Source organism: Providencia sp. UF-183 (assembly GCF_058246155.1).
The window spans coordinates 1-646 of record NZ_JBSICD010000066.1; the positions used below are offsets into that span (position 1 = coordinate 1).

Here is a 646-nt window from a genome sequence, read left to right on the forward strand (position 1 = left end):
ATCGCCTCTGATTGCCTAGGCATCCACCGTGTACGCTTAGTCGCTTAACCTCACAACCCGAAGGTGTCTTTTATTGACTCACCCGACGGCAAATCAAACATCTTCAAGTTGAGATTTTTGAGAGACTCTCACATTGTTTAAGCGATAAACAATGTGCGTTGTTTTCAATTTTCAGCTTGTTCCAGATTGTTAAAGAGCATAATTATTCGCAATAGACTAGTTGCCTAATCTATTCTGAATAATCAGAAAATTTATGGTGGAGCTAAGCGGGATCGAACCGCTGACCTCCTGCGTGCAAGGCAGGCGCTCTCCCAGCTGAGCTATAGCCCCATAAAGGTTTTTTCGGTATCGATTAATCTCCTGATAAGATTTTTTTCTTACTCGGAGGTCTTTTTTCTTAGGCAAGGCGTGGGTTAGCGAAGTTTACATAAGTAAACGAGCTGAGCCATAACGCAGCATAAGAGAAAAGTGGTAGGCCTGAGTGGACTTGAACCACCGACCTCACCCTTATCAGGGGTGCGCTCTAACCACCTGAGCTACAAGCCTATCGATACCGCTACTTTAATTTCATCAGACAATCTGTGTGAGCACTTCACAAAAACACTTCAATGGTAAGGAGGTGATCCAACCGCAGGTTCCCCTACGG

Annotated in this window: 2 tRNA genes; both read right to left on the reverse strand. The window is 44.7% G+C overall.

Going from position 1 to position 646, the window contains the following annotated elements:
* Nucleotides 1–254 precede the first annotated feature (254 nt).
* Nucleotides 255–330, reverse strand: a tRNA-Ala gene (locus AC4IFT_RS22355).
* Between the two features lie 139 nt (nucleotides 331–469).
* Nucleotides 470–546: transfer RNA gene (locus tag AC4IFT_RS22360), tRNA-Ile, on the reverse strand.
* Nucleotides 547–646 lie beyond the last annotated feature (100 nt).